This window comes from Brucella grignonensis (genome assembly GCF_002252505.1).
GTDB classification, from domain to species: domain Bacteria; phylum Pseudomonadota; class Alphaproteobacteria; order Rhizobiales; family Rhizobiaceae; genus Brucella; species Brucella grignonensis.
Genome location: NZ_NNRL01000163.1, coordinates 76,449 through 101,419 on the forward strand (window position 1 = coordinate 76,449; position 24,971 = coordinate 101,419).

A 24,971-nucleotide genomic window follows, 5' to 3' on the forward strand; every position below is an offset into this window, starting at 1 on the left:
GGGGCTGTGTTTTAACGCGGCCCCTGCAGCAATGCGCGCGCCACACCCTCATTGGTGACAAGGCGATTGACATAACCGCCCCGCAAAATGGCCCGGATAATCGGGATTTTATTCAGCCCGCCTGAAACCAGAACCGAAGCTGGTTTGAGTTTGAGTTTGTCCGGTGGCAGAGCAATGATTGAATCATTGAGGAAATGATCGATCGGACGTCCCTGAGCGTCAAGAAAATATCCCAGAAACTCACCCACAGCCCCAAGTTTCAGCACCGCGTCAAGATTATCCTTTACGACGCGAATATGCGTAAGCGATGTTTCCGAGGTCAGTGGTCCGCAGGATACGAGGCCGATGTCGGCGATTTCAGTTCTGGCGAGTACGTCCGTCAGCTCGTCGCTCAACAGAATCGCATTGCGGCTTTCGCGGTTGGCGCAGTATATCGGTGCGGTCAGATAGTGACACTCGACGCCAAGAGCACGGGCAAAATCTGTCGCAACTTCAAATGTGTTGGTTGATGAGCCGCTGGTGACTCCACCGGTCAGTCCAACCACCCAGCTTTCGGGCTTGGGTTTGGCGCGCAAACTGCGCACAGCAAAACTAAGCGTTCGCCCGGATGCTATTCCTACACCCATATCGCGCCCGTCAATCAGCTCGCCAGCCATGGTTCCGGCAGCTTCACCGATAACACGTTTTTGCTCCAGAAAATCATCAAGGTCAGGAACAACCACGGCATCTGCAAGGCCATAGCGCGTTGCAACTTTTTCTGCCAGCTCGACGCAATCCGATAATGGCAGGCTGACGCTGATCTGTATCTGACCGGACTCCCGCACTTGTCCGATGATTTTATTGACTTTTAGCCGGGTAATGTTGAGCCGCTGTGCGATTTCCTGCTGGGTCTGGCCACCGATGAAATAGAGCCAGGCTACGCGCGCGCGTTCCTGCTCTTCATCGACAGACACGAAATTCTCGTTCATTCACTGGCCCTTAACAGTCACGCGTGCGGCAGAATACCCTTGTGAGAGAATGCTGCAAAGCATCAATTCCCGCGCTCTTTATAATACGCATCTTGTCCGAAAACTGTTTCCCCTTTTCGGGATGCGTTTCTAACTCATTTCATAAGTGGGGTGCGGGCCGCAACGAATTTTGACAAAGCAGATTATTATTTGTGCCATATCAAGGCCGGATACTTCACTGTTTTTGTATCCGAAACTACGGAGCATATTGAAAGAATTTAACTTGATTAAAATTATCATATTAAATAGAGGTTGCGCCGAGGAAATCCCAGGCGGCGGGTAAGATCATGTATAACAAAGATAGTCAGAAGTCGGCGCTCCATCGTTTTGTCGAAGGAGACGGGTTCTGGATAGCCTATGCTGGTTTGTTTGCGGTGATTGTTATCCTCGCAAATCTTTACCTTTGAGAATTGTCGGTCTGTAAACTGAGAGCACTGTTTTGCGGGCCGCCCATGCATCAAAACCCGGTGAGGTCACAAATTAACTGTCTATGCCGAGACGAAACGTAAGTTCGCACCGGTCACAATGTTCACCGACTCAATCGCTACCGCGTTACATTTCGCTTACTGGATAATGCACAACCCGGGCCAATCCCTGCATGAACGGTTTGCGCATCCAGAAACAGCGCTTGCAATCAAGATCATGCAAATGGCTATAGCCGGAGGTTTCATTCTCTGGTCCTCTCAATGGGCCAGAGCTTACTTCAAAATGGATTATTTCAACGGGGCAAGGTCAGCCCTAATCTCTGTTTTGTAAAGAAAACTGTGCACTTGTGTCCATATGTATGCAGGAAAGAGCTCGGATTTTTAGAAGATGTTACGGGATAAATAGGATAAAATGCCTACTTTAACACCTTCGCCATTTTGAAATGCGAGTTTACGGGTGGTAATATAGTGGGATGATTGGCGTCTAATTTTTCAGCTTACCTCCGTCAACATCGCAATTGTCAGTTCGGTCATTCGACAACAGTGAGGGCAGCAATTCTGGTTGTCCCATATTCTGCTCGATGTGCAGAGGTGGTCTTTCTGCCGAAATTGGCATAGAAACTAAGGGGCGCCTAATTGATTTGTATCGCAGCGAAGGTCTTTCTACTAGAAACCAAGATGCTGCGGCTACTATTACGGTAGGAGGGACTGCGAGTAACGCAAGTTCGTAACCGGAAAGGTTGGGTCCAGCAAATGACCGTACAACCTGTGTGACTGGCCACCCATACAGATAAATTCCGTAAGATAGATCGACATTGTTATTGAAGAAGTGCGCGATCACAGCATCGCGGGAGCCAAGCCATATAATTGGATAAGCCATAAAGAACGGAGCTAAAGTGGGTTGACGCACATAAAACATGCAGATCGCGAGTGCAGCTAAGGAGAGAACGGCCAAGCTAGTTCTAAGTCTGAAATGTCGAGTGAGAACGTTCATCAAAACCCCCGCCAGTAAGGAAGGAAGCAAGAAGAGAAAACCGGCTAGAAACTCTCCAGTAATTTTTCCAAAACTAAAGCTCAAAATAATTCCCATTAGCGATAAGGTTACGAGGACTTTATCTTCCGAAAGGGTACGTAAGCTAGAAAAAAAGACAATTCCGATTAATGCATAACCTATAACCTCATAACGAATTGTCCACAGGACGCCATTTGCCATGCTCGCCAGCCAGTGAACTTGAGGATCAGTTTCATAGAAATAAATATTATCAAGATATAGATTTGGGGATTGAAATAATACTACCTTCAAAAAGTTAATCCACGTTTCATGCGATACAATGAAATCAAAAGGATTGGTAGAGAACCATGGGGACAAAAAATATACACATAGGATATTGCAGACGAGAAATCCGGGGAAAATTCGGCGAAAACGTTTTTTCAGAAATATATCAGCATCCGGTGAGTTTCTAGCGCTTTCTGTTACAAGAAAACCACTTAGAATGAAGAAACCATACACGGCGTAGATACCTAAAATCTCACCGCTATATTTCTCAAAAGGCTCAGTTTCCTCATAGCCGGTCGCAATCAAAAATGAATGAGAAATAACCACCGAAGCACCCAATATTAGACGCATCAAGCTAAATCCCGGATAGTATCTCCTCTTACCTTCGTCTAAATCCTCCTCATTTTTTTCCATGACCCGCTTACCCCTCTCATACAATTCTTGATGTTTATATTTACTGCGGGATCGCTATATTTGTGAATATCCGACTGTCCAAAAACTTATCCGTACGTACATATTTGGATTTCTGATGCGTGTTATAAGTATGGGTCTTTACGCGTAAAAATGAGGGGATGCTGCTGCTCACAACAGCACTTCACCGCATAATATGAGTGCGTGTTTGTTTTTCACCGGGGGGATTACCCCGGCAAGTATTGAAGAGAGAAGCGCATTTATCGGGTGGAGTGTCGATCATTCCACGCCGCGAGGCGTACGCAATCCCATCTAATGTGTTTTGAAATCAGCCTCAACGTGTCACAGCACAGTCACAGCATGCGCCGGATTTGCGACCATCCACTTGCAACACCTTGGCGAGCGAGTTATGCTCGGCGTTGATAAGCGCATGAAAATGCAATGCATTTGGAGATCGAATGGTGGGCGTAACAGGGATTGAACCTGTGACCCCTACAATGTCAATGTAGTGCTCTCCCGCTGAGCTATACGCCCATTCGATGTGGCGCATACACCATATCACGCTGCGCCCGTCAATGCTCTTTTTTGAAGTTTATTCGTCTTTGTTGTTGAATAGTTTATCGAGGCCGGGAAAGCCGCCGGTCGCCTTAGGCGGCGATCAGCATTTTTTCGATTTCATTCACCAGGTCACGCAGGTGGAAAGGCTTGGAAAGCACTTTCGCATCGCGCGGTGCGTCCGAATCGGGGTTGAGTGCGACCGCTGCGAAGCCTGTGATGAACATGATCTTGAGGTCTGGGTCGATTTCGGTCGCGCGACGTGCGAGCTCAATACCGTCCATCTCCGGCATGACGATATCGGTCAGCAGCAGCGAGAACGGTTCTTCGCGCAGCCTTTCATAGGCGCTCGCGCCATTGTCGAAATGAGTGACGTGATAGCCCGCTTTTTCCAGTGCTTTCACAAGGAAGCGACGCATATCGTTGTCGTCTTCAGCTAGCAGAATTCTTTTCATTGGTCCGTCCGAATTTCATGTCGTTCGTTCGCGCATTTCGGCGCAGGTAACGACTCAGCTCTCGCACTAGAAAACGCGTTTTTGGTAAATATGAAATGAATGCTCTCGCAAATGTTAATTGTTATGGCCACTGTTTGGCAACAAGCTGTTATGTGTTACAGCTTTTTATAGTTTTGCGAGCCAGTCCATAGAGGGAGAGGCGGGTTTCGCAATTTCGGATATTGTGTCTGGCCGGGTTGACATAAGATACTGCTTTTAAAGCATAACTATCACCTGACCGGTCGACAAAAAGGCAATCGAGACGGGTTGAAGTATGAGTCTGGAACGTGATTTTCATCTGATACCCCCTTATGAGGTCTGCGCGCCTGCGCAGCAGCGAATTCCCTTTGTTTTTAATTCACCTCATAGCGGACGTGCCTATCCGAAGTCGTTTCTTGAAGAATCACGGCTCGACTCACTGGCGATTCGGTTCTCAGAGGATTGCTACGTTGATGAGCTTTTTGCAGACGTGCCCCGCCTGGGGGCTCCTTTGCTCAAAGCGCATTTCCCCCGCGCATTTCTTGATGTGAATCGTGAGCCCTTCGAGCTTGATCCACGCATGTTCGTGGAGCCGCTGCCGCCTTTCGCTAACAGCCAGTCTGCGCGTGTGGCAGGTGGTCTGGGAACCATTCCGCGTCTGGTTGGTGAAGGGCAGCTTATTTATCCAGGACGCATATCGCTGCAGGAAGCGTTCTATCGGATTGAAGACCTCTATAAGCCATATCACAATACGCTCGATGCTCTGTTGCAGGCGACTCATGAACGTTTTGGCTATTCGGTGCTTATTGATTGCCATTCCATGCCGGGCGGTACGCGATCCGGTGATATTGGCGGTCGGCCTGATTTCATCATTGGTGATCGTTTTGGTCGCTCGTGCAGTGAGCAATTGACCCAAGCTGCTATCGAGCTGCTTCAGGGGCTTGGCTATACGGTAGCGCATAACAAGCCTTATGCTGGTGGTTTCATCACCGAGCATTATGGTAGACCAGCAGTGGCTTGCTATGCCTTGCAGATCGAGGTCAATCGCAGCCTCTATATGAACGAACAAAGCTTGCAGAAGCTGGCTGGCTTCGACGCACTTTGTGCAGATCTCTATCAGTTCTTGAGCGATCTGACATCGCTGCCGGATGAACTTCTGGTCGTGCCGCCGCTTGCAGCTGAATAGCAACTCACGCTTTTCAATTGCCTGAAGCTGCGGAGAATCTCACATAAAATGCTGATAAAAAGAGCCGCGCTCCTATGAAGAAAGCGCGGCCAAAGACTAGGGAGGAAATGCCCCGAAAGGCACCGACAGGACAGCCTGTCTGACCTTTAAGCTAAGCTGTAAAGCCTTATGCGTCAAGGAATTACGCATAAATTTTGAGCTAAAAACTAATAGCTCAAATTATGGGCAATGTTAGTACGAGTTGCATAGTAATGCACCATCTTATGGAAATGGGAGATTGGGATTGCTGATCGATAGGGCATTTTTTTCCGAAGTCGCTTCGGTGGCTGCAGCTGAAACCTTGCCGCGATTCCGCCAGTTCACGGCGGTCGACAATAAATACACCTCTGGATTTGATCCGGTGACGGAAGCAGACCGCGCTGCGGAGCGTGCGATTCGCGCCGTGATCGGGCGCGAGTTTCCAGACCATGGCATCCTCGGCGAAGAATATGGCGCGGAGAATATTGATCGCAGTCATGTATGGGTCATCGATCCGGTTGACGGAACGCGCGCCTTCATATCCGGTCTGCCGGTATGGGGGACGCTGGTTGGCCTGACAGTTGAAGGTGATGCCAGGGCTGGGATGATGTCACAGCCTTTTACGGGCGAGCTGTTCTATAGCGACGGTGACGGTTCTTATCTGATGCGCGAAGGTGGAGAGCAACGTCGACTGGCAGTGCGTTCTCAAGCCAGACTTGAAGACGCGACCATGTTCACGACAACGCCCGCACTCTTCAAGGGGGATCTGCGCAAAGGTTTTGATCGGCTGGAGAGTTCTGTGCGTCTGTCGCGTTATGGTGTCGATTGCTACGCTTTTGCCATGCTTGCAGGCGGCTTTACCGATATCGTAGTGGAAGCAGGCCTCCAGCCTTATGACATTGTGGCACTGATCCCGATTATCGAGCAGGCGGGTGGTATTGTAACGCAGCGTGACGGTGGTCCGGCAGAAAAGGGCGGCGATATTGTTGCTGCTGCATCTCCCGCATTGCATCAGGCGGCACTTGAACTGCTGAACAGCGAGAGCATTTCCTGTTTTTCTTGAATCATTGGAAATGCTCTATCTCTTTGTTTTGTCGCATTATCCGACGCAAAACTGCTTCGCACTTTTGCTGGAAATGCTCTAACTTGAATACCGATGCACTCTACGTCTGATCGGGATTTGCGGGTTCTGTGGTTTCTGGTTGCGCTTCAATTTCCGAGGTTCCGGGAATGAACGCATCAAAAGCCGCCAGAACCTGCTCTCGGTAGAAATCGGCTTCCTGCAACAATTCATGGCGTCCGCCATCGATGACAACCAGCGAGATATTGCGTGTGCTTGCAGCAAAGCGCTCTATTGCCGGTGTGGAAACGACCTGATCGGCACCTGCCGCGATTATCAGCACAGGAATTGCTGGCCCTTGATAAAAATCGGGTCGCCTGATGAGTGATGCGGTTTCAAGCGCGCCCGCAAGCCAACGCACAGTGGGGCCACCGAGCGCCAGATCAGGATTGCTGCGCACAACTTCCATATTGCGCGTAAAGCGCGCTGGATCGCTTGTCAGTGGATTATTGGCGAAAGGCCGGTCAATCATCTTTCGCCCTGCCGCGGCATAAAGCCTGCCAAAACCGAACCAGCGCAAGCCGGTGGTGATGCGGCGCATCTTGTCGTCGCTCGATTGTGAGCCGCCGAGTCCCATCAAAGGTGCGCAAAGCACCATGCGCGTAATGCGTGATGCAAGCTTTGGCATCGATGAATAGGCAATTAAAGCTCCCGCGGAGTGGGCAAAGACATAGAAGGGCGGCGGGCAGTCAGGCAGAACAACATCTGTAAGAAACTGATCAAGATCATTGGTGTAATCGCTGAAACGACCGACATAGCCGCGCAAACGATCCTTGAGCAGCCTGTGCGAACCGCCTTGGCCACGCCAATCAAGGGTGGCGACGGTAAAGCCGCGATCCGAAAGCTCGGACATGGTCTCGAAATATTTCTCGATAAATTCGTTGCGACCTTGCAGCAGTATGATTGTGCCGCGTGACGGCTTGGTTTGCGACTTGAGGAGCGCATAGCGCAAGCTCTTGCCGTCCCGTGTTTCCAACATGCCAGATTGCGTTCCCGGCGGTATGGGGTTCGCATCGGTCTCAAAAAGAAAATCTGGCATTCAGGTTTTTGTCCCAAGTTACATTTTGCACCATCATATAATGGGATAAAGGATGATAAAAAGTAACCGGAAGTTTGCGAGCAAACTTCCGGTTCAGGAAACAACCTGTGCAAGGGACGTTACACGGGTTGATCTGTTGGTTCTGGCTGGAATTACCAGCCGCGACCGGCACGACGCTCATCGATGATGCGACCGCTGAAAGCGTCAACCACGACGATGACGCGACGACCGCTCGGACGTGTCGCCCTGACGAAATAGGCACCGCGATCACGACGTATGTCGCCAACATCGTAACCACGGCGTTGCAGCGAACGGGCAACCTGGCGGGGGCCAAGCGTATCGCGACGTCCGTAATCGCCACCCCAGTCGGGTCCGCGACCCCGTCCATGATTGGGTCCACGGTCATATCCGCGATCCGGGCCATCCCAATCAGGGCGTGGTCCGCCGCGTGGCGGCATAGGCGGACGATAGCCGTCATCGTCGTAATACTGAACCTGAACGCGCAGCCCATTGTCGGCCGCATGGGATGTGGTCGCGATCCCTGTCGCGACAGTGGCAAGTGCGGCAAAAGCAAGAAAAGCTTTTTTCATAACCGTAATCCTTTGATGAACCCGCTTCTCAGCAGGCATAGTGGGACAATAGCCCCAAGCACCTGAACGCTCGCCGAAGATGATGTTCATTTTGGGTTCATTGCATGGCGTATCCCCCAATTTGCAGGCCCCAAACGATCAGGAGTTGTTACGGCAGGTGATAAGCCGTGTAACGCTATTCTCTGGTTATGCGGGGGTGGCTCGCGGTGTTTTCTGCAATGCACTTTCAAATCAGCCTTGAAATGAAAAAGCGGCATTCCCAAATGAGTTTTGCGGTCGCCGAATACGGGATCGCCGGCACGAGGAATTCGCCAGAATGGGAATTCTGCCGCCAATATAAAGCATTCTTGTCGCTCTTAAGGAGGGCTTACATATGCGTCACGTTGATTTTTCCCCGCTCTATCGTTCCACCGTTGGTTTTGACCGTCTCTTTTCCTCGATGCTTGATACGCTTGCATCGCCGGAAGGTTCACAGTCCTATCCGCCATATAATATCGAGCGGACCGGTGAGAACGCCTATCGCATCACCATGGCCGTGGCCGGCTTTTCGGAAAGCGAACTTGAAATCGAAGCCCATCGCAATCAGTTGACCGTCAAGGGCCAGAAGGCCGAGAACGATGGTTCTGAAACAGGTGAAGTGCTTTATCGCGGCATTGCTTCGCGTGCTTTTGAGCGCCGCTTCCAGCTTGCAGACTTTGTTGAAGTCGCTGGTGCCAGCCTTAAAAACGGCTTGCTCCATATCGATCTCAAGCGCGAAATCCCTGAACAGATGAAGCCGCGCAAGATCGAAGTAAGCCAGGCATCGACGGCTGATGCCCAGCAGATTGAGGCGAAAACTGCCCACTAATCTCTGTAGAGACTGACATATAAAGAAAGCGGCGCATTCAGCGCCGCTTTTTTTGGCTTTTGGGATACGCGCTTTAAGCGATAAGCTTGCCGAACTGATCGATTTCTTCTTCAGTATTGGCGAAACTTGTTACGAAACGTGCGAAAATCTCGCCTTCGCTGATACGATTGACCTCGGAATGCGGAGGGTTCCAGTCGTAGAAAATCGCGCCAGCATCGCGCAGGCGATCATAGACGGACTGCTTCATGATCGCGAAAACCTCGTTGGCTTCCGGCTTCCATGCAAGCCGCATCTGGCTTGAGGCATCAATGTGGCGGGCAAGGCGCGCAGACAGCGCATTGGAATGCTTCGCCAACTCGATCCAAAGATTATCTTCGAGATAGGCATCAAACTGAGCGGCAATAAACCGGGTCTTTGAGAAAAGCTGTGCTGCACGTTTGCGGATGAACGGAAGATCCTTGGCGCGGGCAGGGTCCATGAAGACGAGCGCTTCTGCACACCAGCAACCATTCTTGGTGCCGCCAAAGGAAACGATATCGACGCCCTGTTTCCAGGTCATTTCTGCAGGCGTCATGTCCAACGATACAAGTGCGTTGGCAAAGCGCGCACCGTCCATATGCAGTGGCAGGCCCGCACCACGGCAGATTTCAGAAATCGTGGAAATATGCTCCGGCTGATAAAGCGTGCCGACTTCCGTGGCCTGCGTGATGCTGACTGCCATCGGCTGACCGGCATGGACGAAAGCCGGATTGAAACGCTTGAGTTCGCGCTTGAGCAATTCAGGATCAATACGGCCCATTGCGCCATCAATGGGATGTAGACGTGCGCCGCCGGTGAAATATTCCGGTGCACCGCATTCATCTTCGATCACATGCGCTTCGCGATGCACGAGCGAGACGCCACCCGGACGGTTGACGCTGGCCAGCGCCAAGGAGTTGGCCGCTGTGCCTGTGCCGACGAAGAAGACAGCGACTTCCCGTTCGAACAATTCATTGAAACGCTGCTCTACGCGCTTGTCGATTTCGCTTGCCCCGTAGGCGGCTGCAAAACCGTTGGCATGAAGTGAGAGACTTTCAGCGATTTTCGGGTGGGCGCCTGCCCAGTTGTCTGAAGCAAAATGCACGTTGTTCTCCGCCAGCAGTGGGACCTTATCGAAGAGGTCTATAGCCGGACTCGGTTACAGGTGTAAGGCCTGCGGATGTTAAAAAGAGAAAGGCCAGTGTCACTTTCCGGAACATCCGATGCTTGTCGCCAGCCGTGCCAAACTGACGCAACAAGCATGAAGCGCAATTAAATAACTTGAATGTGAATGTCTGCGACACTTTGTTTCGCAATGGCGTCGAAAAAATCATGTTTCCATCTTGTGAGCGAATTTGAATTCTGTCATACGTGATTAGGACAGCAATGCTGACTAATTCACTCTTGCAGTCCAATTCATCACTGTAATCGTCAGGTGTCTTGTCAAAGCTTCCGTCAGTTGCAGAAAGAAGGTGCCGCGCGGATCGGGATAACCCGGCGGAATGCGGCACTTAAAGAGGCAGGGGAGTTTGGTGCGCCATATGGCGGGCTGAGGTCGCTTGTCCGAGCCTGAAAGACTAAGGCGCTAAAACAATATTCCTTTCGATGGCTGTGCCATCGGTCACGGAACGTCGTCCAACGCCTTTTCGATAAGGCTCCCACACACAAAAAGTTCACTTAAGGAACGAATAGCCGTTCCGGTTCATTATCGTATCGCGCGCAGGGTCGCGCGCTCACTGGAGGGAATGACGATGCCGCATTTGACGCCATCTGTATCGCATGTGGATTTACACAACGGTCAGAACGGATCGGTCAAAGCTGCGACCAATTCCACCACAGCAACCCGAAAAACGCGAACTTCGGCGGGCACTCCCCCCGCCCAAGGCCTCTACAACCCGCGTAACGAGCGTGACGCCTGCGGCGTTGGCTTTATCGCGCATATGAAAGGCCAGAAGTCCCATCAGATCGTAGAGAACGGCCTCAAGATGCTTGAAAACCTCACCCATCGCGGTGCGGTTGGCGCCGACCCTTTGATGGGCGACGGTGCGGGCATGCTTGTGCAGATTCCAGATCGCTTCTTCCGCGAGGAAATGGCGCGTCAGGGCATCGACCTGCCACAGCCGGGCCACTATGCCGTTGGCTATCTCTTCATGCCGCGCGATGCTGAACTGCGCGCGCATATCGAGGAAGTCGTCAAGGAAGTCATCGCCGCTGAAGGCCAGACTTTCATCGGTTTCCGTCAGGTGCCGGTCGATAACTCTTCGCTGTCAAAGGCACCGGATATTGCTGCGACCGAACCATTTCATATGCAGGTTTTCATCGGGCGCAGCGCGACGATTGAATCCGACGATGATTTTGAACGGCGCCTGTTCGTGCTGCGCAAGGTCATTTCCAACCGCATTTATCAGGAAAACGACGGCGACGATAAGGGCTTCTATATCGTTTCCATGTCGGCGCGCACGGTTGTCTATAAAGGCATGTTCCTGGCCTATCAGGTTGGTGCCTATTACAACGATCTGAAAGATCCGCGCTTTGAAAGTGCTGTGGCGCTCGTTCACCAGCGCTTCTCGACCAACACTTTCCCGTCATGGCGTCTGGCGCATCCCTATCGCATGGTTGCGCATAACGGCGAAATCAACACGCTGCGCGGCAACGTCAACTGGATGGCTGCCCGTCAGGCATCGGTGGATTCGGAGCTGTTCGGCAACGATATTTCCAAGCTCTGGCCGATTTCCTATGAAGGTCAATCGGATACGGCCTGCTTCGATAACGCGCTCGAATTCCTACATCAAGGTGGCTACAGCCTCGCCCATGCGATGATGATGCTGATCCCGGAAGCATGGTCGGGCAACAAGCTGATGTCGGACGAACGCCGTGCGTTCTACGAGTATCATGCGGCCCTCATGGAGCCATGGGATGGTCCTGCTGCCGTAGCCTTTACCGACGGTCGCCAGATTGGCGCGACGCTTGATCGTAATGGTCTGCGTCCCGCCCGCTATATTGTGACTGACGATGATTTTGTCATTCTGGCTTCGGAAGCAGGAGTTCTGCCTGTCGAAGAAAAGAAGGTCGTCAAGAAGTGGCGTCTTCAGCCGGGCCGTATGCTGCTCATCGATATGGAAGAAGGCCGTATCGTTTCGGATGAGGAAATCAAGTCGCAGATTGCGCAGAAGCATCCTTACAAGCAGTGGCTTTCCAACACGCAGCTCATTCTGGAAGACCTGAACCCGGTCGAACCACGCGCGCTGCGCAAGGATGTGAGCCTGCTCGACCGTCAGCAGTCGTTCGGTTACAGTCAGGAAGACACCAAGCTTTTGATGTCGCCTATGGCCACCACCGGTCAGGAAGCCATCGGTTCGATGGGCACGGATACGCCGATTTCGGCCATGTCCGACAAGTCGAAGCTGCTTTACACCTATTTCAAGCAGAACTTCGCACAGGTCACGAACCCACCGATTGATCCGATCCGCGAAGAGCTGGTGATGAGCCTTGTCTCCTTCATCGGTCCGCGCCCGAACATCTTCGATCTGGTTGGCACCTCGCGCCGCAAGCGTCTGGAAGTACGCCAGCCGATCCTGACCAATGGTGATCTCGAAAAGATCCGCTCTATCGGTCATACGGAAGATCGCTTCGACACCAAGACGCTCGACATCACCTATAATACGGGTGAAGGCGCTGCCGGTATGCATGGAGCGATTGAACGCCTGTGCGACCGCGCGGAAGCTGCCGTTCACGGCGGCTACAACATCGTCATCCTGTCGGATCGTCAGGTTGGTCCGGACCGCATTCCGATCCCGGCTCTGCTGGCAACGGCTGCTGTCCACCATCACCTGATCCGCAAGGGTCTGCGTACATCGGTCGGTCTGGTTGTTGAATCGGGCGAGCCACGCGAAGTGCATCATTTCGCGTGCCTTGCAGGCTATGGTGCAGAAGCGATCAACCCATATCTTGCCTTCGACACGCTTCTCGACATGCATCGCCGCCGGGAGTTCCCGCCGGAAGTTGACGAATATGAAGTGGTCAAGCGCTACATCAAGTCGATCGGCAAGGGCATTCTCAAGGTCATGTCCAAGATGGGCATCTCGACCTACCAGTCCTATTGCGGCGCGCAGATTTTCGATGCCGTCGGCTTGCAGACCCGCTTTGTCGATCAGTTCTTCTTCGGCACAGCAACCAGCATCGAAGGCGTTGGTCTGGAAGAAATCGCGGAAGAAACCGTGCGTCGTCATACCGATGCATTCGGCAACGACCCGGTTCTGCTGACCGCACTCGAAGTCGGTGGCGAATATGCCTACCGTATGCGTGGCGAAGCGCATCTCTGGTCGCCCGATGCGGTTGCAAAATTGCAGCACGCCGTTCGCACATCAAACCCGGAAACGTTCACCGAATATACTTCCATGCTCGACTCCAAGTCGGCGCAGGCAAAGACCATTCGTGGCCTGTTCGATATTCGCTTTGCGGAAGCCAGCGGCCGCAAGCCGGTTGCAATCGAAGAGGTTGAATCGGCGGTCGATATCGTCAAGCGTTTCTCGACGGGCGCCATGTCGTTTGGCTCGATTTCGCGTGAAGCCCACACCACGCTTGCGCGTGCAATGAACGCCATGGGTGGCAAGTCGAACACGGGTGAGGGCGGTGAAGAGCCGGATCGTTTCTATCCGCTGCCGGATGGTACACCAAACCCTGAACGCTCTGCGATCAAGCAGGTGGCATCGGGCCGCTTCGGGGTGACCACGGAATATCTGGTCAACTCCGATCTTATCCAGATCAAGGTTGCTCAGGGTGCAAAGCCGGGTGAAGGCGGTCAGCTGCCGGGCCATAAGGTCGATGCGACCATCGCCAAGACACGTCACTCGACGCCGGGCGTTGGCCTCATTTCGCCTCCACCACACCATGACATCTACTCGATCGAAGATCTGGCGCAGCTGATCTATGATCTGAAGAACGTCAATCCGGCTGCTGATATTTCGGTTAAGCTGGTTTCGGAAGTGGGTGTTGGTACGGTTGCTGCCGGTGTTGCCAAGGCACGCGCGGACCACATCACCGTATCTGGCTATGATGGCGGCACGGGTGCGTCTCCGCTCACCTCATTGAAGCATGCCGGTTCGCCATGGGAAATCGGCCTTGCCGAAACCCACCAGACGCTGGTGCTGAACGGTCTTCGCTCACGCATCGCGCTTCAGGTCGATGGCGGTCTTCGTACCGGCCGTGACGTGATTATAGGTGCGCTGCTCGGTGCCGACGAGTTCGGTTTCTCGACGGCTCCGTTGATTGCAGCAGGCTGCATCATGATGCGCAAGTGCCATCTCAACACCTGCCCTGTGGGCGTTGCCACGCAGGACCCTGTTCTGCGCAAGCGCTTCAAGGGTACGCCTGAGCATGTCATCAACTTCTTCTTCTATCTGGCAGAAGAAGTGCGGGCATTGCTGGCTGCGATGGGCTTCACCAAGCTTGAGCAGATCATCGGTGAAACGGAACTGCTCGAAAAGCAGACCATGATCGATCATTGGAAGGCCAAGGGTCTCGACTTCAGCCGCATCTTCTACAAGCCAGAAGCCGAGAAGCACGAAATCTTCTGGACCGAACGTCAGCATCATCCGATTGAAGATGTTCTTGATCGCACGCTGATTGCTGAAGCCATGCCTGCGCTGGAAAACAAGACGCCGGTCAAGATCGATGTCGACATCAAGAACGTCGACCGTTCTGCAGGTGCGATGCTTTCGGGCGAAGTGGCCAAGCGTTTCCGCCACAAGGGTCTGCCGGAAGACACCATTGCCGTTACCCTGCGCGGTACGGCTGGCCAGTCCTTTGGTGCCTTCCTTGCACGCGGTGTCTCGTTTGAACTGATTGGCGATGGCAACGACTATATCGGCAAGGGTCTTTCGGGCGGTCGCATTGTCATACGTCCGCCAGAAGATACGCGTATTGTGGCTGAAGACTCGATCATCGCGGGCAATACCGTGCTTTACGGTGCGCTTGAAGGCGAGTGCTATTTCCGTGGTGTGGCAGGCGAGCGTTTCGCAGTGCGTAATTCCGGTGCGGTTACGGTTGTCGAAGGCGTGGGCGACCACGGCTGCGAATATATGACGGGCGGTGTCGTTGTGGTTATCGGCCAGACTGGCCGTAACTTTGCAGCCGGCATGTCGGGCGGTGTCGCCTATGTGCTTGATGAAGTCGGTGACTTCGCGCAGCGCTGCAACATGGCAATGGTCGAGCTGGAACCGGTGCCGGAAGAGGATGATATCCTCGAAAAGTTGCACCATCACGGCGGTGACCTGATGCACAAGGGCCGTGTGGATGTATCGGCAAACATGACGCGCCACGACGAAGAACGTCTGGTGCAGCTGATTGCCAACCATCTGCATTACACGGGCTCCACGCGCGCCAAAGACATTCTCGATAACTGGGAGAGCTATCGCCCGAAATTCGTGAAGGTCATGCCGGTTGAATATCGCCGCGCTCTGGAAGAGATGGAGCGTATGCAGATCGGTGTCGCAGCTGAGTAAACTTATATCGAAACGCGGAGCTTGTGCGCCTGAAATGGCGCACGGTAATGCGAGAGGAGCATAGAATAATGGGTAAGGTTACTGGTTTTCTCGAGATCGACCGGCAGGTCGCAAAGTACCAGCCAGCATCGGATCGCATTCGTCACTTCCGCGAATTTACGCTACCGATGACGGATGGTGAAGTGCAAAAGCAGGCGGCACGCTGCATGGATTGCGGCATTCCGTTCTGCCATGGCCCAACGGGCTGTCCTGTGCACAATCAGATCCCGGACTGGAATGATCTCGTCTATAACAACAACTGGGATCAGGCGATCCGCAACCTGCATCTGACCAACAACTTCCCGGAATTCACGGGTCGCGTCTGCCCTGCGCCTTGTGAAGAAGCCTGCACGCTGAACCTTGAAGACACACCTGTTGCGATCAAGACGGTTGAACAGGCGCTGGGCGACAAGGCTTATGAGCTTGGCCATATCGTACCGCAGCCAGCAGCACAGAAGACGGGTAAGTCGGTCGCAATCATCGGTTCAGGCCCAGCTGGCCTTGCAGCAGCGCAGCAGTTGGCACGTGCTGGTCACATGGTCGATGTCTATGAACGTGAAAGCCGTCCAGGCGGCCTGCTGCGTTATGGCATTCCTGACTTCAAGATGGAAAAGCACCTGATCGACCGTCGCGTCACGCAGATGGAAGGCGAGGGCGTTCGTTTCCTGTGTGGCGTCAATATCGGCGTCGACAAGCCGTTGCGCGGTTTGCTCGATACCTATGACGCCGTGCTTTACTCGGGCGGTTCGGAAAAGCCGCGCCCAGCGGGTATTCCGGGTGCGGACCTTGAAGGCGTGCATGATGCCATGCCTTATCTGGTTCAGCAAAACCGTCGCGTTGGCCGCGAAAACATTGAATCGGTCGCATGGCACGAAGCGCCAATCCTTGCCGGTGGCAAGCATATCGTCGTTGTCGGCGGTGGTGATACGGCATCTGACTGCGTTGGTACGGCTTTCCGTCAGGGCGCCGTCAATGTGACACAGCTCGATATTCGCCCGCAGCCACCGGAAAGAGAAGACAAGCTCAGTGTCTGGCCATATTGGGCAACCAAGATGCGTACGTCTTCCAGTCAGGCTGAAGGCGCAAACCGCGAGTTTCAGGTCGCAACGCTTGAATTCATCGGCGAAGACGGCAAGCTTACCCATGTGAAGTGCTGTCAGGTTGATGAAAAGCGCAAGCCGATTGCTGGCTCCGAGTTCTTCATCAAGGCTGATCTTGCTTTCATCGCAATCGGCTTCTTCGGCCCGGCAGAAAACAGCGTGCTCAAGGAACTTGGCGAGAAGCTGGAGATCGCAACGGATCGTCGCGGTGGAACTTCCGTGAAGGCCAATGAACGTGACTACCGCACCAATGTCGACAAGCTCTATGCAGCAGGCGACGTGCGCCGCGGCCAGTCGCTGGTTGTCTGGGCAATTCGTGAAGGCCGTCAGGCAGCCCACGCAATCGACGCGGATCTGATGGGATCGTCTGTATTGCCACGCTGATCGCAATGATTACGTGATAAAAAAGCTCGGCTCTAAGCCGGGCTTTTTGTCTTTGTGTTAGCTCTGTTGGCGGTTTTTGCGGATTGCCAGATAGACAATTCCAAGCAATACGAACCAAACAGGTGTTACCTTCAGAGCGACGGCGGTATCCGGTTCCTGTGCCAGTGCCCAAAGGATGAAGGCGAAGAAGGCAAAGACCATGACGACGGAAGCGCGCCCGCCCGGAAGCTTGAAGGTCGACTTTTCATGCAAATCAGGACGCTTGCGGCGATATTGTATGTAAGACGCCAGAATGATCGACCAGATGAAGATGAAGAGAAGCGCTGAAATCGTCGTAACGATCGTGAAAGCTTCAATAATGCTCTTGCCTGCATAAAGCAGCACAACGCCCGCAAGCAGGAAGATGCAGGAGAAGAACAGCGCGTTCACCGGCACCTTGCGGCTGTTAAGCTTGCCCAGCAGGCTCGGAGCCAGACGCGACGTCGCCAAACCATAGATCATGCGCGAGGTCGAGTAGATGCCGGAATTGGCGCTTGATGTTGCCGAAGTGAGCACCACGAAGTTGACGACATGGGCGGCAATGCCAAGACCCGCCAGCGAGAACATAGCCACAAACGGGCTGGAGTTTGGATCGACCTGATCCCACGGAATGACCGTGATGATCACGAACAGCGCACCAACATAGAAAAGTACGACGCGGATCGGGATAGAGTTGATCGCCTTTGGTAGATTTCGCGTCGGGTTTTCGGTTTCAGCCGCAGCCGTACCAACCAGTTCGATACCGACGAAGGCGAAAACCGCGATCTGGAAACCGGCCACAAAACCGAAGAAACCGTTCGGGAAGAAACCGCCATGTGCCCACAGATGTTCAACCGATGCCCTTGTGCCATTTGGGAGCATGAAGCTTGTCGAGAGCATGTAAACGCCCGCAACGATCAGAGCGACGATGGCAATGATCTTGATAAGCGCGAACCAGAACTCGATTTCACCGAAATTGCGGACATTTGGCAGGTTCAACAGCAACAATACCCCGATCAGACCCAGCGCCGGAATCCACAGGGCCAATTCCGGGTACCAGAATGATACATAGCCTGACACGGCCACCACGTCGGCGATGCCAGTGACGATCCAGCATAGCCAGTAGGTCCAGCCGGTAAAGAATTGCGCCCAAGGGCCAAGATAATCACCTGCGAAATCGGCGAAAGACCGATATTCGAGATTGGACAAAAGGATTTCACCCAGCGCGCGCATCACGAAGAACAGCATGAAACCGATAATCGCATAAACCAGCAGAATGGATGGACCGGCCAGCGAGATGGTCTTGCCGGAGCCCATGAAAAGGCCGGTGCCGATCGCGCCGCCAATGGCGATCAGCTGGAGATGTCGATTGGACAGATTGCGTGCAAGATGGGTTTCCTCCTCCCGGTTGTTATCAACGGGAGGCTTCGATGCAATATTCATTCAGATGCCTCTTATGCAATGCAGCGATGCGCACTAAAGACCCGGTCGGGCTGCGCGACTTTCTGATAGACGAGGAAACCTGAAATGTGAACCACGAGAAATGTAGCATTTAGGCCGATAAATGCCGCATATTTCCCGGCATTATCAGGCTGTTGTGGGCTGTTTGATTGCTATTAGTCTTATTATTCAGGGATTTACGTTTTTCTGCGGCCAAGAAAAATCATCGGCACGACCAGGGGTCGGTTTTTGCTCGTTGGACAGCTTTTTGTCGTCCTTCTTGCGAGACGCCAGTGTTCCACCCAGCAAAACCCCGCTATTGTCGCGGTCGATGTCGCGCAGACTCACCGGAGCGATGCGATCCACCGGTTTTAAAGGATCCTGTTGTCCAGCAGTCGGCAACAATTGCTCATTGTCCCGAACATCGCCGAAGAGCGCTTTCAAAGGCTTTTCTGCATAGAAAGCGAGTTTGCGTTTGCCAGCAGATGTGGTGTTGATGCCGTCATTGCCGCGCAGACGCGCGGTCTGGCCGTTGATATCAAAGCCGGTCTGGCTGAAATTGCCTTCTTCATCAACAAAACCGTCCCATACATCAACAAACTTTGCACCAGCCTTTTCGGATGTGGTCCGGTAGATTTCATTGAGTGCCAGCATATCCTGCGACATGCCACGAGGACGAAATGGCGGCTGTCCAACCCAGATCAGTGGGTAGTTTTTATCCGTAATTTCCTTTGTGAATTTGGTAACGCGGCTTTGATATTCCGCTGTCCATTCAGGGGAGCGAGCGGCCAAACTCTGCCCTTTGACGGTAATCGCCTGCCTGTCATTTGAACCAATCATCACGACCACTGCAGAAGGCTTTTCCTCGTCGAGAATTTTTCCGATATTTGCGGGCCAGTCGAAATGGTCATCGCGTACAAAGCCAGATGAACCATTGATGCGGCTTACAATCCGTATATCGGCACTGGGCGCAAAGGCGATGTCGAGCCCCTCGGCCAGACCGTTGCCGATGAAATCGCCGACAACCAGAACTTTTTTGGCATCGGGCTTCTTTTCAACGAAAACTACGTCAGGCTTTGGAGCGGGAACATTCGCAGACCGCGCAGCCGAAGTGGCAGACTTGGGTGCACGTTTGGGCTTTGCAGGGCGTGCGCGTTGTGGCCGGGATTGTTCATATTGGCGTTGTGGCTGTGCTTGCTTTGGTCCGAAGAGAAGATCGAAAAGCGTGCGCGGGCGTTCCTGTGCCGATGCGGAAGATATGGCAGTCAGCATCATCGCAAAGGCAACGAACATCGTCATCAGAACGCTGTTTGCTGTGCTTTTGAACTGGCTTGGCTGCATTTGTTTCACCTTCGTGCCGCGAGGATTGTAACGCTCTTTGCCAAAAAGAAAAGGAACGCACGTCGGGCGTGCGTTCCTCGGTCTTCAATCTTGCTTTTAACGGCGGCGGAGAACCGAAAGCACTTCCGCGCTTGGATGTCCGTCTGGCTGCAGGCCATTGCGCTGTTGGAAAGCTTCGATGGCTTTGCGCGATGTTGAACCGATCTTGCCGTCGATCTTGCCATCATAATAGCCAAGCGCTTTGAGATGCGTCTGCAACTCTTGGCGTTCATTCATGGTGATCGGGGTGAATGGACGGTTCCAATCCTGACGCAGACCCTGATAGCCGCCGATGCGATCTGCAAGCAGGCCAACTGCGAGTGCATATTTATCAGCATTGTTATAGCGTTTGATGACGAAGAAATTCTTGGTCATCAGGAAAGCGGGTCCCTGACGTCCGTCGAGGACTTTCAGAGTGATTTTCTCATTGGCATCAGGGAAAGGGCGCCCATTGGCACGAACGACACCCAGTCGCTGCCATTCGGCTGCCGAGAGCGAACCGGATGGGAATTTGCGACCTGCAGGAAGCACAACCTCATAGCCCCATGTACGGCCCGGCTGCCAGCCATTGCGGTGCAGAAGATTTGCGGCAGTACCAAGGGCATCGGGAACTGAATTCCAGATGTCGCGCTTGCCATTACCGTCCACGTCGACGGCGTAAGCCTGATAGCTTGTCGGGATAAACTGCGTGTGACCCATCGCACCTGCCCAAGAACCAGTCAGGTGTCCACGGTCGATATCGCCGGTCTGGAGAATTTTCATCGCGGCAATGAGCTGCGTGCGGCCAAACTTGGCGCGGCGCTGATCGGCATAGGCCAGCGTGGCAAGCGAGCGGATGGTGTCCATCATGACATCGTCACGCTTGAGAATCTCACCGTAATTGCTTTCCATCGACCAGATGCCCAACAGGATATTGCGGTCGACAGAGAAGCGCTGTTCGATGCGCTGGAGCCATGGACCCCACTTTTTCGCCATGCTCTGGCCGACAGCTACAGAATGTTCATTCACGCGATTGTCGATATAGTTCCAGACAGGCTCGTTGAACTCCGGCTGAAAGCGGGCCTTGCGCAGCACTTCAGGATCGGGCGAATCGACGCCCTTGAACGCACGGTCGAACGTCGACGGTGATACGCCGTTCTGGATAGCTGTGGTGCGGAAATTGGAAACCCATTTTCGGAAATTGGCATCCGCAAAAGCGCTGCCTGTTGTCAGGCCAGACGCGAGCATTGCCACCGCAACGGTCGCTGTAATCCTGGCGCGCATTCCTCGTCCCAGAGTGAATGGAAATCGCAGCATTCTGTGTTTCCCTTCTGCAATCATGTTTCTGCCGTGTCGAACGGCGAGTTGCCTGTCATGCCGGGCCTTCTTCAAACAGATTGCATCAAGTTGTTGATACTATCCAGTGTTGAATTTTGGGGCCGACCCTTTTCAGGTTCACATTAGAGGCTTCAGGTTAGCATTTGGTTTACCATGGCGGGGTCGTCGGAAAAATTGCAGAAAGTTTCACGGAATTTTTGAATCAAGTAAGATTAAGGTAAGGTCACCGAATGTGATGAGGGAAAAGGCGGAACTTCGTCATTCCTTAATGAAAACGCCCTATTTGAAATGCAATGGTTTCAATGCTTTGATAGCCCAACCGTATTAGTGAAAAGATCGAGGAGACGAATGAGTTCGATCCGCAAAATCCGCAAGGCAGTTTTCCCCGTCGCCGGTCTTGGGACCCGCTTTCTTCCAGCGACCAAGTCCATCCCCAAGGAAATGCTCACCGTTGTCGACAAGCCTGTCATCCAGTATGTGGTGGATGAGGCTCGTGAAGCGGGTATCGAACATCTGATTTTCGTCACCGGACGCAACAAGGCTGTCATTGAAGATTATTTCGATGCGCAGGTTGAGCTCTATTCCACGCTTGCCGAGCGTGGCAAGAAAGCGGAACTGGAGCATTTGCAGGAATTGCAGCCACAGCCCGGCACCACCAGCTTTACCCGTCAGCAGGTTCCACTCGGTCTTGGTCATGCGGTCTGGTGCGCGCGTGAACTGGTTGGTGATGAACCTTTCGCTCTGCTTCTGCCGGATATGGTGATGCAGTCGAGGAAGGGTTGCCTCAAGGAAATGGTCGAGCTTTATGAGCAGACCGGCGGCAATGTCATTGCGGTTCAGGAATGCGATCCTGAAGAAGCGCATAAATACGGCATCGTCGGCAAGGGTGCTGCCATCGGCAACGGCTTTGAAATCAATAAGATGGTTGAAAAGCCAGCCAAAGGCACGGCACCTTCCAATCTTTATATCAATGGCCGTTATATTCTGCAGCCGGAAATCTTTGACCTGTTGGCCAAGCAGGAAAAGGGTGCTGGTAATGAAATCCAGCTCACCGATGCGATGCTGAAGCTCGCCGATGCGCAGAAGTTCTATGGCTTCGATTATCGTGGTTTGACTTTCGACTGCGGCTCAAAGTCTGGCTTCATCGAGGCGAATGTGGCTTTTGCCCTGTGGCGCAAGGATATCCGACCAACGGTCGAGGTTTCGATTGCCGATCTTCTCAAGACGATCAAGCCTGAATAGGCCAGAATAGGCTGAACCGAAATTCAGAACCAAACAAACCCCGCTTTCAGAAATGAAGGCGGGGTTTTTTGTTCACAATAGGCCGCAGTTCTTTTGGCATGAAATTCGCTTCCTTAATTCGCTTCCTTAAAATGAAGAGGCGAGAGCATAATCGGAACATGACAATAGCAAATGATCATCTGAAAGCGCTTTCGACACAACGCGCCAATGGGCTGGGGCAATTGTTGCTTCAGTTCAAGGATGGGCGCACGCGGATCGCAAAGCTTTATCAGGAGGGTGCAGCGAAGATCCGTATGCCACGGACTGTAACTGATCCTCTGGAAGCGATCCTCATCAATACATCGGGTGGTTTGACCGGCGGTGACCGTTTGAAGTGGCAAGTTGAACTCAGCGAAAATGCTTCAGCCGCCATCACCACTCAAGCCTGTGAACGCATTTATCGTTCTGGCGGTGGCGAAGCCCGTATCGACACAAATATCAAGCTTGCAGAAGGCACGCGTCTTGCATGGCTCCCACAGGAGACCATTGTGTTTAATCAGTCTGCACTCACCCGCAGGCTCAATATCGAGATGGAGAAAGGTGCCGAGGTTCTGGTGGTGGAAGCAACTGTGTTCGGTCGTCTCGCCATGGGCGAAACGGTTGAGCGTGCCTTGTTTCATGATCGCTGGCGGGTGCGGCAGGAAGGGCGACTGGTGCATGCAGAAGAATTGCGCCTCGGACCGGAGGTTGCAGAGCAATTACACGCGAGAGCGGTGGCAAATCAGGCGTTGGCGATCGCCACGGTTTTGATGGTTTCGGAGCAGGCCGAACGGCATCTTGATGCTGTGCGGACGATTGTGGGTGAGGATGGTGGCTGCAGTCTCGTGGATGCGCACGGGGTATCCAAGCTGATTATTCGGCTCATTGCCTCGGACAGCTACAAACTGCGCAAGCGATTGGTCCCGTTGCTGGCGTTGCTTAATGGAAAGGCAGGGCTGCCTAAAGTTTGGTCAATTTAAGCCGGGTGCGGCTGTGCCGCCTTTCATGAAAAACGATTTGGAACAAAGTGATGAATCTGACGCCGAGAGAAAAAGACAAGCTTCTGATTGCCATGGCGGCCATGGTTGCACGCCGCCGACTCGAACGCGGTGTGAAGCTCAATCACCCGGAAGCAATTGCGCTGATCAGCGACTTTGTGGTGGAGGGCGCGCGTGATGGGTGTTCCGTCGCAGACCTCATGGAAGCTGGTGCCCATGTGATTACGCGTGAGCAGGTGATGGCAGGTGTGGCTGAGATGATCCACGACGTTCAGGTCGAAGCGACCTTCCTTGATGGCACCAAGCTTGTCACCGTGCACGAACCAATTCGCTAGAGCATTTCCAGCAAAGTGCGAAGCGGTTTTGCGTCGGATAATGCGAAAAAACAAAGAGATAGAGCATTTCCAATGATTCAAGAAAAACAGGAAATGCTCTAGTGTGGTGGATTTGAAGTTCAAATCCGTAAACCACACTAGATTCAATATCATACCAGTAAGGCTTGGAACCCGAAGTTTGGGTTCGCCATACCAGAGCGAGAAGACATAAAAGAGGGAATGAAAATGAAGAAATCGATATTTCTTGCGGCAGTAATGGCACTCACTGCAAGCCCGGCTTTTGCCCATTTGAACCCCGAGGAGCATGGCTCATTTGCTGCGGGCTTCACACATCCTCTTTCGGGTACGGATCATATCCTGGCGATGGTAGCGGTTGGTCTATGGGCGGCAATGCTCGGTGGGCGGGCGCTGTTTGCTGTACCTGCGGCCTTCGTCGGCGTGATGCTGCTTGGCTTTGTCGCAGCACTCGCTGGTCTTCCGGTGCCGTTCGTTGAACCGGTTATCCTTGCTTCGGTGGTTGTGATTGGTCTGCTGGTTGCTTTGGCGCTTCCGGTTTCGGCTGTTGCAGGTGCCATGATTGTGGGTTTCTTCGCGTTCTTCCACGGTCATGCTCATGGCGGTGAAATCGGTGGAGCTGCTTTCCTGTCTTATGGTGCTGGCTTTGCATTGGCGACGATCCTGCTTCATGCCGCAGGCATTGGTGTGGGCCTTGCTGCGGGGCGTTTGATGACCGGGCAAAACGGACGCCTTGCCCTGCGTGTTGCAGGTGGCGCGACCGCGTTTGGCGGTCTCATGCTGATGGCTGGGTGAGGTGAGCGATGATACCCGGAGAAATCATTACGGTTGATGGCGAGATAGAGCTCAATCAGGGCCAGCCGACGATTACTCTCAAGGTCGCCAATACAGGTGATCGCCCGATCCAGGTGGGCAGTCATTATCACTTCTATGAGGTCAATGCGGCGCTGTCTTTTGATCGCGAACAGGCGCGGGGCTTCAGACTCGATATTGCAGCGGGAACCGCCGTTCGTTTCGAGCCGGGGCAGGAGCGTGACGTGACGCTGGTGCCGATCAGCGGGAAGCGCGAGATTTATGGTTTCCGTCAGCTTGTCATGGGCAAGCTCTAGAGCATTTCCAGCAAAAGTGCGAAGCGGTTTTGCGTCGGATAATGCGAAAAAACAAAGAGATAGAGCATTTCCAATGATTCAAGAAAAACAGGAAATGCTCTAACCTCG

At 53.2% G+C, this 24,971-nt stretch carries 19 protein-coding genes and 1 tRNA gene; 10 read left to right on the plus strand and 10 right to left on the minus strand.

The window, feature by feature from the left end; translation table 11 throughout:
* Nucleotides 1-11 precede the first annotated feature (11 nt).
* The 4 genes from CEV33_RS14215 to cpdR all read right to left on the minus strand — a co-directional run bounded on the left by CEV33_RS14215 (nt 12) and on the right by cpdR (nt 4,129).
* Nucleotides 12-968, minus strand: coding sequence for a sugar-binding transcriptional regulator (locus tag CEV33_RS14215; protein WP_094541102.1), 957 nt, complete (start codon nt 966-968; stop codon nt 12-14).
* 948 nt (nt 969-1,916) lie between these two features.
* Nucleotides 1,917-3,122 carry an acyltransferase family protein gene (locus tag CEV33_RS14225; protein WP_094541104.1) on the minus strand — a complete coding sequence of 402 codons (1,206 nt, stop codon included), beginning with the start codon at nt 3,120-3,122 and terminating at the stop codon, nt 1,917-1,919.
* 456 nt (nt 3,123-3,578) lie between these two features.
* Nucleotides 3,579-3,653: transfer RNA gene (locus CEV33_RS14230), tRNA-Val, on the minus strand.
* A 113-nt stretch (nt 3,654-3,766) separates the two neighbouring features.
* Nucleotides 3,767-4,129 carry a cell cycle two-component system response regulator CpdR gene (gene cpdR / locus CEV33_RS14235; protein WP_007877205.1) on the minus strand — a complete coding sequence of 121 codons (363 nt, stop codon included), beginning with the start codon at nt 4,127-4,129 and terminating at the stop codon, nt 3,767-3,769.
* A 313-nt stretch (nt 4,130-4,442) separates the two neighbouring features.
* Between cpdR and CEV33_RS14240 the strand changes: the two genes are divergently transcribed.
* Nucleotides 4,443-5,333, plus strand: coding sequence for an N-formylglutamate amidohydrolase (locus CEV33_RS14240; RefSeq protein WP_094541105.1), 891 nt, complete (start codon nt 4,443-4,445; stop codon nt 5,331-5,333).
* A 283-nt stretch (nt 5,334-5,616) separates the two neighbouring features.
* The gene (hisN, locus tag CEV33_RS14245; RefSeq protein ID WP_094541106.1) at nt 5,617-6,414 is read left to right on the plus strand and encodes a histidinol-phosphatase; all 798 of its coding nucleotides are present in this window, start codon (nt 5,617-5,619) and stop codon (nt 6,412-6,414) included.
* Nucleotides 6,415-6,514: 100 nt separating this feature from the next.
* On the opposite strand, the gene CEV33_RS14250 is transcribed toward hisN, so the two are convergent.
* Together CEV33_RS14250 and CEV33_RS14255 are read right to left on the minus strand one after the other, a co-directional pair.
* Complete coding sequence (locus tag CEV33_RS14250; RefSeq protein ID WP_094541107.1) at nt 6,515-7,510, minus strand: alpha/beta fold hydrolase; 996 nt, start codon at nt 7,508-7,510, stop codon at nt 6,515-6,517.
* Nucleotides 7,511-7,662: 152 nt separating this feature from the next.
* Entirely contained in the window at nt 7,663-8,100 is a 438-nt protein-coding gene (locus CEV33_RS14255) for a PepSY domain-containing protein (RefSeq protein ID WP_094541108.1), read from the minus strand.
* A gap of 373 nt (nt 8,101-8,473) precedes the next feature.
* Between CEV33_RS14255 and CEV33_RS14260 the strand changes: the two genes are divergently transcribed.
* The gene (locus CEV33_RS14260) at nt 8,474-8,947 is read left to right on the plus strand and encodes an Hsp20 family protein (protein ID WP_094541109.1); all 474 of its coding nucleotides are present in this window, start codon (nt 8,474-8,476) and stop codon (nt 8,945-8,947) included.
* Nucleotides 8,948-9,020: 73 nt separating this feature from the next.
* On the opposite strand, the gene CEV33_RS14265 is transcribed toward CEV33_RS14260, so the two are convergent.
* Nucleotides 9,021-10,070 carry a threonine aldolase family protein gene (locus tag CEV33_RS14265; RefSeq protein ID WP_094541110.1) on the minus strand — a complete coding sequence of 350 codons (1,050 nt, stop codon included), beginning with the start codon at nt 10,068-10,070 and terminating at the stop codon, nt 9,021-9,023.
* Between the two features lie 646 nt (nt 10,071-10,716).
* Between CEV33_RS14265 and gltB the strand changes: the two genes are divergently transcribed.
* A complete protein-coding gene (gene gltB / locus CEV33_RS14270; protein ID WP_094541723.1) occupies nt 10,717-15,468 on the plus strand; it encodes a glutamate synthase large subunit in 4,752 nt (1,583 codons plus the stop codon).
* A 68-nt stretch (nt 15,469-15,536) separates the two neighbouring features.
* On the plus strand, nt 15,537-16,991 hold the full coding sequence (locus CEV33_RS14275) for a glutamate synthase subunit beta (protein WP_094541111.1): 1,455 nt from the start codon (nt 15,537-15,539) through the stop codon (nt 16,989-16,991).
* A 57-nt stretch (nt 16,992-17,048) separates the two neighbouring features.
* Here CEV33_RS14275 and CEV33_RS14280 read toward each other — a convergent pair whose 3' ends face one another.
* The 3 genes from CEV33_RS14280 to CEV33_RS14290 form a co-directional block, all read right to left on the minus strand.
* A complete protein-coding gene (locus CEV33_RS14280; protein ID WP_094541112.1) occupies nt 17,049-18,452 on the minus strand; it encodes an amino acid permease in 1,404 nt (467 codons plus the stop codon).
* Nucleotides 18,453-18,638: 186 nt separating this feature from the next.
* Entirely contained in the window at nt 18,639-19,790 is a 1,152-nt protein-coding gene (locus CEV33_RS14285; protein ID WP_094541113.1) for an SGNH/GDSL hydrolase family protein, read from the minus strand.
* Nucleotides 19,791-19,886: 96 nt separating this feature from the next.
* Nucleotides 19,887-21,125, minus strand: coding sequence for a lytic murein transglycosylase (locus tag CEV33_RS14290; RefSeq protein WP_094541114.1), 1,239 nt, complete (start codon nt 21,123-21,125; stop codon nt 19,887-19,889).
* Between the two features lie 369 nt (nt 21,126-21,494).
* Between CEV33_RS14290 and galU the strand changes: the two genes are divergently transcribed.
* The 5 genes from galU to CEV33_RS14315 all read left to right on the plus strand — a co-directional run bounded on the left by galU (nt 21,495) and on the right by CEV33_RS14315 (nt 24,863).
* On the plus strand, nt 21,495-22,388 hold the full coding sequence (gene galU, locus CEV33_RS14295; RefSeq protein ID WP_094541115.1) for a UTP--glucose-1-phosphate uridylyltransferase GalU: 894 nt from the start codon (nt 21,495-21,497) through the stop codon (nt 22,386-22,388).
* Nucleotides 22,389-22,546: 158 nt separating this feature from the next.
* A complete protein-coding gene (locus CEV33_RS14300; protein WP_094541116.1) occupies nt 22,547-23,386 on the plus strand; it encodes an urease accessory protein UreD in 840 nt (279 codons plus the stop codon).
* A 50-nt stretch (nt 23,387-23,436) separates the two neighbouring features.
* The gene (locus CEV33_RS14305) at nt 23,437-23,739 is read left to right on the plus strand and encodes an urease subunit gamma (RefSeq protein WP_094541117.1); all 303 of its coding nucleotides are present in this window, start codon (nt 23,437-23,439) and stop codon (nt 23,737-23,739) included.
* Between the two features lie 225 nt (nt 23,740-23,964).
* The gene (locus CEV33_RS14310) at nt 23,965-24,549 is read left to right on the plus strand and encodes a HupE/UreJ family protein (RefSeq protein WP_094541118.1); all 585 of its coding nucleotides are present in this window, start codon (nt 23,965-23,967) and stop codon (nt 24,547-24,549) included.
* 8 nt (nt 24,550-24,557) lie between these two features.
* Nucleotides 24,558-24,863: an urease subunit beta gene (locus tag CEV33_RS14315; protein WP_094541119.1), complete on the plus strand. Its 306-nt coding sequence runs from the start codon at nt 24,558-24,560 to the stop codon at nt 24,861-24,863.
* The last annotated feature ends 108 nt before the right edge of the window (nt 24,864-24,971 follow it).

Bases quoted from the DNA above. Each gene is read 5' to 3' on its own strand.
- CEV33_RS14310 (WP_094541118.1), top strand. From the start codon at position 23,965: ATGAAGAAATCGATATTTCTTGCGGCAGTAATGGCACTCACTGCAAGC.
- CEV33_RS14300 (WP_094541116.1), top strand. From the start codon at position 22,547: ATGACAATAGCAAATGATCATCTGAAAGCGCTTTCGACACAACGCGCC.
- CEV33_RS14255 (WP_094541108.1), bottom strand. From the start codon at position 8,100: ATGAAAAAAGCTTTTCTTGCTTTTGCCGCACTTGCCACTGTCGCGACA.
- CEV33_RS14275 (WP_094541111.1), top strand. From the start codon at position 15,537: ATGGGTAAGGTTACTGGTTTTCTCGAGATCGACCGGCAGGTCGCAAAG.
- CEV33_RS14260 (WP_094541109.1), top strand. From the start codon at position 8,474: ATGCGTCACGTTGATTTTTCCCCGCTCTATCGTTCCACCGTTGGTTTT.
- CEV33_RS14290 (WP_094541114.1), bottom strand. From the start codon at position 21,125: ATGCTGCGATTTCCATTCACTCTGGGACGAGGAATGCGCGCCAGGATT.
- CEV33_RS14305 (WP_094541117.1), top strand. From the start codon at position 23,437: ATGAATCTGACGCCGAGAGAAAAAGACAAGCTTCTGATTGCCATGGCG.
- CEV33_RS14285 (WP_094541113.1), bottom strand. From the start codon at position 19,790: ATGCAGCCAAGCCAGTTCAAAAGCACAGCAAACAGCGTTCTGATGACG.
- cpdR (WP_007877205.1), bottom strand. From the start codon at position 4,129: ATGAAAAGAATTCTGCTAGCTGAAGACGACAACGATATGCGTCGCTTC.
- gltB (WP_094541723.1), top strand. From the start codon at position 10,717: ATGCCGCATTTGACGCCATCTGTATCGCATGTGGATTTACACAACGGT.
- CEV33_RS14315 (WP_094541119.1), top strand. From the start codon at position 24,558: ATGATACCCGGAGAAATCATTACGGTTGATGGCGAGATAGAGCTCAAT.
- CEV33_RS14280 (WP_094541112.1), bottom strand. From the start codon at position 18,452: ATGAATATTGCATCGAAGCCTCCCGTTGATAACAACCGGGAGGAGGAA.
- CEV33_RS14250 (WP_094541107.1), bottom strand. From the start codon at position 7,510: ATGCCAGATTTTCTTTTTGAGACCGATGCGAACCCCATACCGCCGGGA.
- CEV33_RS14240 (WP_094541105.1), top strand. From the start codon at position 4,443: ATGAGTCTGGAACGTGATTTTCATCTGATACCCCCTTATGAGGTCTGC.
- CEV33_RS14225 (WP_094541104.1), bottom strand. From the start codon at position 3,122: ATGGAAAAAAATGAGGAGGATTTAGACGAAGGTAAGAGGAGATACTAT.
- galU (WP_094541115.1), top strand. From the start codon at position 21,495: ATGAGTTCGATCCGCAAAATCCGCAAGGCAGTTTTCCCCGTCGCCGGT.
- CEV33_RS14215 (WP_094541102.1), bottom strand. From the start codon at position 968: ATGAACGAGAATTTCGTGTCTGTCGATGAAGAGCAGGAACGCGCGCGC.